The sequence below is a fragment of the Brunnivagina elsteri CCALA 953 genome (genome assembly GCF_002289455.1).
Lineage (GTDB): Bacteria > Cyanobacteriota > Cyanobacteriia > Cyanobacteriales > Nostocaceae > Brunnivagina > Brunnivagina elsteri.
The window spans coordinates 1-7,981 of sequence record NZ_NTFS01000313.1 but is presented as its reverse complement, the minus strand read 5'-3'; the positions used below and the strand labels follow the sequence as shown (position 1 = coordinate 7,981).

The following is a 7,981-nucleotide window of genomic DNA, read 5'->3' as shown; positions in this document are numbered from 1 at the left end:
AAGGACTATGAGCTATTTTATAGGTGTTTTTAGCATAACAAGTAATGAAGAACCAAATATATAGATTTACAACATTATTTAGCTTTTATTTTTGGAGTAAATCTAAAAAAAATATACATCAATTTATATTCTTTGTCGCAGATTGGTATAGTATCAAATACCTCTTGAGCTTTTACCTGTTTTGGAAGGTGTATGTAGCAATTATGGGGGTATTTGATGCATAATGACTAATTCCTCAAAAGTGAAAAATGTTGATTTAGTGCCTCATTGCGATCGCGAATTAGAATTTTTCTTTATAATTACTTTAAAAAAGGAATCAATTTCTTTATGGTTACTTCAAATTAACGTGAATAACCTGGAGCGGTACTCAGTTAATTACAGCAGTGTGTATTTTTATGTTGAGGGAACACAAATAAATTCCCCAAATGGTTGTAGGGGAAGGGTCTGCCTGCCCTTTCAGATGATATGGTGATAATGGAACACCAAGAAATCAATTGTCCCGATATATAGTGCAAACGGGTAAAATCTGGACTTGCATCAAGAAATCAATTGTCCCGATATATAAGCAAATATATAAGGACTGGGATACCCAGCCCCTACGGATAATATGATGGATAATTATATGATTGGGATATTTTATTTTCTGTAAGTCCCTTTTTTGGTCATCGGCTAAAGTAAATTAATGCGGTTTGTGCTAAACCGACAATAACTCCCAAAACTCCACCCAAACTAACGATCGCTTGCAACTCATTTTTGACAATTCCCTCGATTGCAGCTTCCAAGTCTGCTGGGGAAGTCGATTTTACTCGATCGACAATCACTTGATCGATGGAGAGGATGGGAATTGCTTGGGCAACAATTTTTTCTAAATCTCGTTCCAAATAGCGTTCGAGAATTAAAGCCAATTCGACGCTGACGGTTTCTAAAGAAGCGCTAACAACAGAAGAAGTACTGAGACGGTTAATTAATATAGCTGCCGTATTATTCCAATCAACGGAATCGCTTAAACCTTGGAGTAGTTCACCACCACGATTTTGCATGTAATGACGGACACTTTCGCGGGTAGTTTTGCGTAACTGACGAACAGTAGCGATAGGGAGATTTTGGAGCGACAATTCGAGGAGAAATTTTTTGATGCGATCGCGTACACTCAAATCTAGGAGAAGTTCGCGGATTCGGGCATTTGTTGCGTCTTTTTCGTCCAAACAATAGGTTCGCAACCGAGCTAAAGTATTTCGCAAGCCAAATAAATTTGCCACAACCCAATAAGTACCGCTAGTTTTCTCACGGAAACTTTCATCAATGGTTTGGATGGTGCGGTCGGTGAGAAAATCAACCATAGCCGAGCGGATTGTATCGGGGGGCAAAACTACAGTTAGTAACCAATCAGCAAGACGGAAAGCTTGCTCTTCGTTGAGTTGAAATTCAAGTAAAACCTGATCGAAAATTTGATTGATTTGAGTTTCGAGAAAATCTTCCCGTCTTGCCAATACCTTCAATAAACGGGGTAATGACTCACCCAACAAGTCACGCAATATCGAGGCTAATATCTTAGCGCTTTTTTGCTCTTTATCTGCTTGAATTTGTTCGAGAGCCATTTGCAACAACCAGTGAATTGCCCCCTGTACCCGTTCGGTTTGCAACAAACGTCGTGCCAGATTTTGCAATTCTTGAGGTGTGAGCAACGACCCCATAATTGTATCGGAAATATTTTTAGCAAGCCGTTCCTGATTCCGAGGAATTAAACCAGGAGTAAAGGGGATGCGTTTTTCACCAATATATATAGCTCTGTAAGGACGAAATAGCATTTTGATGGCTATGTCGTTGGTGAAATAGCCAATAATGCCACCGAGAACCGGGGGTGATACGTATAACCAGAGGTGAGACCAATCCACTATTATGAGGGGGAAGGGGCAAAGGGCAAGGTGCAAGGGGCAAGGGGTAAAGGGTAAGAGAAATTATTAATTCCTAACTCTTAATTCCTAGCTCCTAATTCCTAACTATTTTTTAATAACCAGCACTCCCATCATACCGTTCGCAATGGGATAATGTGTGGTATCTGTGAAACCAACTTGTTGCGCGATCGCAATTTGTTCGTGACCAAGGGGAAAGCGATCTAAACTGGGGCTGATATAAGCGTACTCGTTTTTCATTCCCATTTGTGTAGCGGTGGGAACAACTAAATTATTCAAGTACCACTGTTGAAATTTTCGCATCAAGTCATGACTGGGACGGTGAAAGTCTAAAATTGCCGCTCTTGCACCAGGTTTTAGAACACGATGCAGTTCTTGTAAGCAACGGGGAATATCAATTACGTTTCGCAAACCGTATCCCATTGTTGCTGCATCAAAGTAATTATCCTCGAAAGGCAAATCGAGAACATCAGCTTCAATCCAAGTAATATTAGGTTCAGGATAGATGTTTTGCGCTCTTGCTTGAGCAACTTCGAGTAACTCGCAGGAAAAATCAACGCCGTAAACTTTACCCGTTTTACCCACACGTCGAGCCATTCGTAAAGATAAATCCCCACTGCCGCAACATAAATCAATACATGTATTACCGGGTTTAGCTTGGCTCCATTTTACAGCCATTTCCTTCCAAACCCGATGCTGCCCAAAACTCATGCGATCGTTTAGTTCGTCGTAGACGGGAGCAATTTTGTTAAAAATATTACGTATTTCATTACTCATTGTTGAAAGAACTGATTAGGAAACACCAACAAACAAATTATCACCAATCGTAGGGGTGGAGTCTCCCCGTCCCTAAAATTATTGATACGGTTGATAATTCCCCAAAGAATATGGGTTACGCAATCGCTGACACCCAACAGTCGCTACCAGGAATTGTGCTAGCTATTTTGCTCGGAAAAACTAAAAAAATAACTCCTTTATCCCGTCGCTGCCAATTTCCACAGCCAAAGCTGCCAGTAAAAACCCTAAAAGCTGGGTAATAATCACTTCACCTTCCGCACCAATCCATTTATCAATATTGCTAGCTAACCGCATAATTAACCAAGTTACCAACATTGCCGCAATCATCCCCACAATGACACTAACGTGGGGACTGGGAGATTCCGACATTAATAACATTACCGTTGTCAGTGTTCCCGGACCAGCCAACAAGGGCAAAGCTAGGGGAGTAATCGCCACATCCCGTCCTTGCTCAACTACAGGTGTATCTAAATCGCCACGCAGCATTTGTAGTGCAATTAATAGCAGCAACAAACCACCAGCTACCCGTAACGAAGCAAAACTAACATCTAGATAGTTGAGAATAAACTTCCCACCGAAAGCAAACAGCAATAATACACCTATTGCTACTGCGATCGCTTTATCAATCACTTTATTTCTTTCCTCCGATTCCATCCCTTTTGTCAATACCAAAAGTATCGGAATATTACCCACAGCATCGGCAAGTACAAAAACGGCAACGAAGGTTTTAATTAAAATCGATGTATCCACGGTAATCTACGTATCCACAGCAAATCAGATTTATCAGGGCTTGTTAACAAATTAACTCGAATTAGGGAATTGGTCATTGGGCAAAAGCACTCTTGATAAATAACCCACTACCCACTACCCACTAATCATTCAACATTAACAATTAATAAGTAACTAATTTATGACTTTTTCGAGCGATGATAGTAGTTTAATAACCACCCTGCGTTATTCGACTGTTTGTTATTTAATCTATGAAGTCTTATTTAGCCGCCGCTATTCAAATGACAAGTGTGCCTGATGTACAGAAAAACTTGGCACAGGCAGAGGAATTTATTGATTTGGCTGTAAACCAAGGTGCCCAGTTGGTGGGTTTGCCGGAAAATTTTGCGTTTATGGGTGAAGAGGATGAAAAACTCGCCCAAGCAAATAGTATCGCTCAGGAAAGTGAGAAATTCCTGAAAACTATGGCGCAACGCTATCAAGTTACCATTCTTGGCGGTGGCTTTCCGGTTCCTACCGATTCTGGCAAGGTTTACAATACTGCTTTACTCGTTGACTCTAGCGGGCAAGAAGTCAGTCGTTACCTCAAAGTCCATCTTTTTGATGTTAACGTTCCCGATGGTAATACTTATCGGGAATCTAGTACTGTGATGGCGGGTAAGGAACTGCCGGAAATCTGTGTGACTGAGAAATTAGGAAATATTGGGCTTTCGGTTTGTTATGATGTCCGTTTTCCTGAACTATACCGGGATTTATCCCGTCAAGGGGCGCATGTTTTGTTTGTACCTGCTGCGTTTACTGCATTTACAGGAAAAGACCATTGGCAAGTGTTATTACAAGCCCGTGCGATTGAAAATACCTGTTATGTCATTGCTCCAGCCCAAACGGGAATTAACTATGCCCGTCGCCAAACTCATGGACATGCGATGATAATCGACCCTTGGGGAGTTATTTTAGCTGATGCCGGAGAACAACCGGGAATTGCGATCGCAGAAATTAACCCTGGACGAATTGAACAAGTCCGTCGTCAAATGCCCAGTCTCCAACATCGTGTGTTTATGTAATTTGGGAAATGGGAAAATGGGAAATGGGAAATTATTAATTCCCTGATTCCCAATATATCCCAATATATATAGAGAGTAGAGACGACCCACCGGGTCGTCTCTACGCCCGAATTAACCGTTAACAATCCAGCAAATAACTACTAACTTAAATTAAATAAAAACTTTATCGACATCTGCAACTTTTATATTCACAATAGAAGCGTCAAATCCAAAATGATTGCAGAAGGTGTGACCAATTGAAGACTCGACTCATAGTCTTTTTTCTAACTGCAACTCAGTGCTTTCTTGTAGGTTGTAATCTACGAAATCCACCTCAAAGACGAGAACCTCAAGACCCTTTTACTACAGAGCAGGAACCGCTCCCAAGTCCCGATCGCCGTAATAACGACCGTAATAACAACGATCGCAATAACGACCGTAACAACAACGATCGCAATAACGACCGTAATAACAACGATCGTAATAGCGATCGCGATAACAACGACCCCAACAGAGGGGGCAATTTTGACCGCGACAGAAGAGACGATAACGATCGCGATCGGGACAGGAACGGAGATAGAGATAGGGATAGGGACAGCTATAGAGGAGGTGAAAGAAGATACGAAAAAAAGCACGGTGTTCAAGGTTCAGACACCAACAAAGTACATGTGACAGCACATGAAATGGCATTCCGCATGTCCCAATCAAGTGTCTCACCTGGAAAAGTTGATTTTCTTGTTACTAATACCAGTAAAATTCCACACGAAATGACTGTTATTAAGACTGACCTTCCTGTTAATAAATTACCAGTTATTAATAGTGGTCAACTTGATAAACAAAAAGCTGGTACTCTAGTCGGTGAAATCAATGTTTCGGAACTGCAAACAGGTGCTACTAAGTTGCTCAGTCTTGATTTAACTCCTGGTAAATACCTAATTATTTCCAACTTACCCGGACAGTTTCAAGCTGGAATGATAACTCAATTTACTGTTAAGTAATTGTTAAGTGGAAATGCAAAAATATTTATACATTGCCACAAGCTCAAAGCCTCGTGGTTGCTAGCGGTGACAATATATACTTAGGGCTTGCACCACTACTTAACTTTATTTTAATCAAGCATTAATTAACAGTTAATTAATATTCAAGTGGCAGTAAGAACGGCTAAGTAACACTTAAGCTATTCTTACTGCTATCTTTTTTTGAACTTAACTCTAGGAATTTAGGGTATAAAAAGCATCTCTTTGAATCAGAGTAATGACGGATACGAAACCCAAAAACCTCTGAATAAGGAAGTATGACTTTAATACCTAAAAATCCTCTTTCGTCTTGTAGAGATGCGATTATAAGTAGCTCTACTAGCAATCTAAGTCAACGTTTTTATAGCATCAATTCCTGCCTTCAGGGTAAAAATCAACCCATAGTTGCTAAACTTTCTTTAGTAATTATATACTTGTATTTATTATTGCTAGTATGCCCGCAGATTGCGATTGCACAATCATCTGCTTCTAATTCAGACAAATCCAAAAGCTTATTGACTCAAAATCAAGCTTGTGGTCAAATTTTAGGTATTTCCGATCTAGTTAGGGTTTCGGAGCAAGTATCAACATGGTTGGAAAAATCTCACAAGGTAATTGAAGTTATTTCTCAAGCTGTTTCTCAAAAAAATACATTAACAAGTTTAGTTAATGTAAATAAGTTGGGTAATAATTCTGCTGCATCAGGCTTTCATAGCATCATTACCAATAATTTAATGCCATTATCAGCGATTTCCCTTGAGAAGCCCCTAAGTATTTATATCCAAGCTTGGAAGCAAGAATTATTACCTCTATTAAACCCTGATTTCAACTTCAGAAATCCCGTTCAATTAGCCCGAACAACTATTAATAATGTTTCCCTAATTTTAATCTCTGGTGGTAAACCTATCAGCATTCACGCAGATAGCCGCTACCAAGTTCCAGAAATTATCACCAAAAGTGGTACAAATGCGATCGCAGCAGTTGACGGGACATTTTTTTCGCTCAAATACTTGAAATCCAACACCATGATTGGACCAGTATTGAGTCAAGTTACCAATAATTTTATACCCGGAAACAACAGCGAAAACAAAAAACTGACTGATAGACCACTTGTACTAATTAGTCCGCAAAAAGTTAGTTATATTCCTTTTGAGCCTGAGAAACACAACACTCTCCCTGGTATTCAAGCGGAAATGCCGAATGTCACCGATGCATTTGTTGCTGGTGCATGGTTGGTTAAAGATGGCACAAATCTCCCTAGAGAAAGCTACAAAACCCTGTATGGTGCTGATGTTGCTCGTCATCGTGCATTTTGGGGTATTAGTAAAAGTGGGGTTCCTACTGTTGGTGTTTCCACAAAACCAGTGGATTCAGCTAATTTGGGAATTATACTTGTAAAAGCCGGATTACAAGATGCAGTGATGCTGGATTCCGGTGCTAGTACATCTTTAGCTTTCCAAGGACAATCTTTAGTTCCTTATACTCCCCGTCCAGTACCCCATGCGATCGCACTGTTACCATCAGATTCGGATCGGCATAATTGTGCGATAAGCGGGAGCTTAATGCCAAAGGTATATCGCATCTCATTAAACCCAATTCTTATTTTCCTACCAGTAAAAAAGTTTGTTGCTAAACTTCGCAATCTGCTAGCATTGTTTCCAGTGCGATCGCATAAATAAATTTTACAGGGGCATTCGAGCGAGGAAAATTTGGATGCACATAATTACTCGTTCGAGACTGGTGGAGTTTTGGGACAAATATTCCGGTGCTGAAACCAGTCTGAGAACGTGGTATAAACTGACATCGTTAGCCCAATGGCAGAATTTTGTAGAATTGCGAGAAGCTTTTCCTTCTGCTGACCAAGTTGGCAATTTGACAGTATTTAATATTGGTGGAAATAAGTACCGTTTGATTGTATTGGTAGATTATAAATATCAAAAAGTATTTATCCGTGATGTTTTAACCCATGCGGAATATGACAAGGAGGAATGGAAAAATGACCCTTGGTATACGTGATAATAATGCCTATATTGAGTTGCTAAAATCTTTTCCACCTCGTCCAATTACTTCTACTGAAGAGTTTATTTCTACACAAAAAGTAATTGATTCATTAATCGATCGAGGTAATTTAACTAAGGATGAGCAAGATTATTTAAATGTTTTAGGTACTCTGGTATACGAATACGAAGAGAAACAAGAACAAATACCCGATATCAGTGGGGTTGAGCTTTTAAAAGCCCTAATAGCTGAATTAAACTTATGTCAAAAAGACCTAATTCCTATTTTCAAAGCCGAGTCTATTCTGTCCGAAGTTTTAAGCGGTGAACGAAATCTGACAACTGAGCATATTAGTCAATTAGCAGAATTTTTCCATATTTCACCTGCGGCTTTTCTTTAAAATTCATAACTCCATAAATCTGAGTAGCCTTTGTAGTGTCTTGAAATTCAAGTGCGATATGCCTTTATGCATTAAGCCCTACTT

General features: G+C 39.8%; 8 protein-coding genes. 5 read left to right on the top strand and 3 right to left on the bottom strand.

Annotated features, from left to right (window positions below):
• Nucleotides 1-662: 662 nt before the first annotated feature.
• From CK510_RS22280 to CK510_RS22270, 3 genes are all read right to left on the bottom strand, one after another.
• Nucleotides 663-1,895, bottom strand: coding sequence for a DUF445 domain-containing protein (locus tag CK510_RS22280; RefSeq protein WP_211293256.1), 1,233 nt, complete (start codon nucleotides 1,893-1,895; stop codon nucleotides 663-665).
• Nucleotides 1,896-2,000: 105 nt separating this feature from the next.
• Nucleotides 2,001-2,690, bottom strand: a complete 690-nt coding sequence (gene ubiE, locus CK510_RS22275) for a bifunctional demethylmenaquinone methyltransferase/2-methoxy-6-polyprenyl-1,4-benzoquinol methylase UbiE (RefSeq protein ID WP_095723779.1) — start codon at nucleotides 2,688-2,690, stop codon at nucleotides 2,001-2,003.
• 180 nt (nucleotides 2,691-2,870) lie between these two features.
• Nucleotides 2,871-3,461: a MarC family protein gene (locus CK510_RS22270; protein ID WP_095723778.1), complete on the bottom strand. Its 591-nt coding sequence runs from the start codon at nucleotides 3,459-3,461 to the stop codon at nucleotides 2,871-2,873.
• A gap of 230 nt (nucleotides 3,462-3,691) precedes the next feature.
• On the opposite strand from CK510_RS22270, the gene CK510_RS22265 reads away from it, so the two are divergent.
• The 5 genes from CK510_RS22265 to CK510_RS22245 all read left to right on the top strand — a co-directional run bounded on the left by CK510_RS22265 (nucleotide 3,692) and on the right by CK510_RS22245 (nucleotide 7,897).
• Nucleotides 3,692-4,504, top strand: coding sequence for a carbon-nitrogen hydrolase family protein (locus CK510_RS22265; protein ID WP_095723777.1), 813 nt, complete (start codon nucleotides 3,692-3,694; stop codon nucleotides 4,502-4,504).
• A 236-nt stretch (nucleotides 4,505-4,740) separates the two neighbouring features.
• A complete protein-coding gene (locus tag CK510_RS22260; RefSeq protein ID WP_095723776.1) occupies nucleotides 4,741-5,481 on the top strand; it encodes a hypothetical protein in 741 nt (246 codons plus the stop codon).
• A gap of 296 nt (nucleotides 5,482-5,777) precedes the next feature.
• Nucleotides 5,778-7,178, top strand: a complete 1,401-nt coding sequence (locus CK510_RS22255; RefSeq protein ID WP_095723775.1) for a phosphodiester glycosidase family protein — start codon at nucleotides 5,778-5,780, stop codon at nucleotides 7,176-7,178.
• A 34-nt stretch (nucleotides 7,179-7,212) separates the two neighbouring features.
• Nucleotides 7,213-7,515 carry a type II toxin-antitoxin system HigB family toxin gene (locus tag CK510_RS22250; RefSeq protein WP_095723774.1) on the top strand — a complete coding sequence of 101 codons (303 nt, stop codon included), beginning with the start codon at nucleotides 7,213-7,215 and terminating at the stop codon, nucleotides 7,513-7,515.
• The gene (locus tag CK510_RS22245; protein ID WP_095723773.1) at nucleotides 7,496-7,897 is read left to right on the top strand and encodes a helix-turn-helix domain-containing protein; all 402 of its coding nucleotides are present in this window, start codon (nucleotides 7,496-7,498) and stop codon (nucleotides 7,895-7,897) included. The genes CK510_RS22250 and CK510_RS22245 overlap by 20 nt, the downstream gene beginning before the upstream one ends.
• The last annotated feature ends 84 nt before the right edge of the window (nucleotides 7,898-7,981 follow it).

Bases quoted from the DNA above. Each gene is read 5' to 3' on its own strand.
- ubiE (WP_095723779.1), bottom strand. From the start codon at position 2,690: ATGAGTAATGAAATACGTAATATTTTTAACAAAATTGCTCCCGTCTAC.
- CK510_RS22265 (WP_095723777.1), top strand. From the start codon at position 3,692: ATGAAGTCTTATTTAGCCGCCGCTATTCAAATGACAAGTGTGCCTGAT.
- CK510_RS22255 (WP_095723775.1), top strand. From the start codon at position 5,778: ATGACTTTAATACCTAAAAATCCTCTTTCGTCTTGTAGAGATGCGATT.
- CK510_RS22250 (WP_095723774.1), top strand. From the start codon at position 7,213: ATGCACATAATTACTCGTTCGAGACTGGTGGAGTTTTGGGACAAATAT.
- CK510_RS22245 (WP_095723773.1), top strand. From the start codon at position 7,496: ATGACCCTTGGTATACGTGATAATAATGCCTATATTGAGTTGCTAAAA.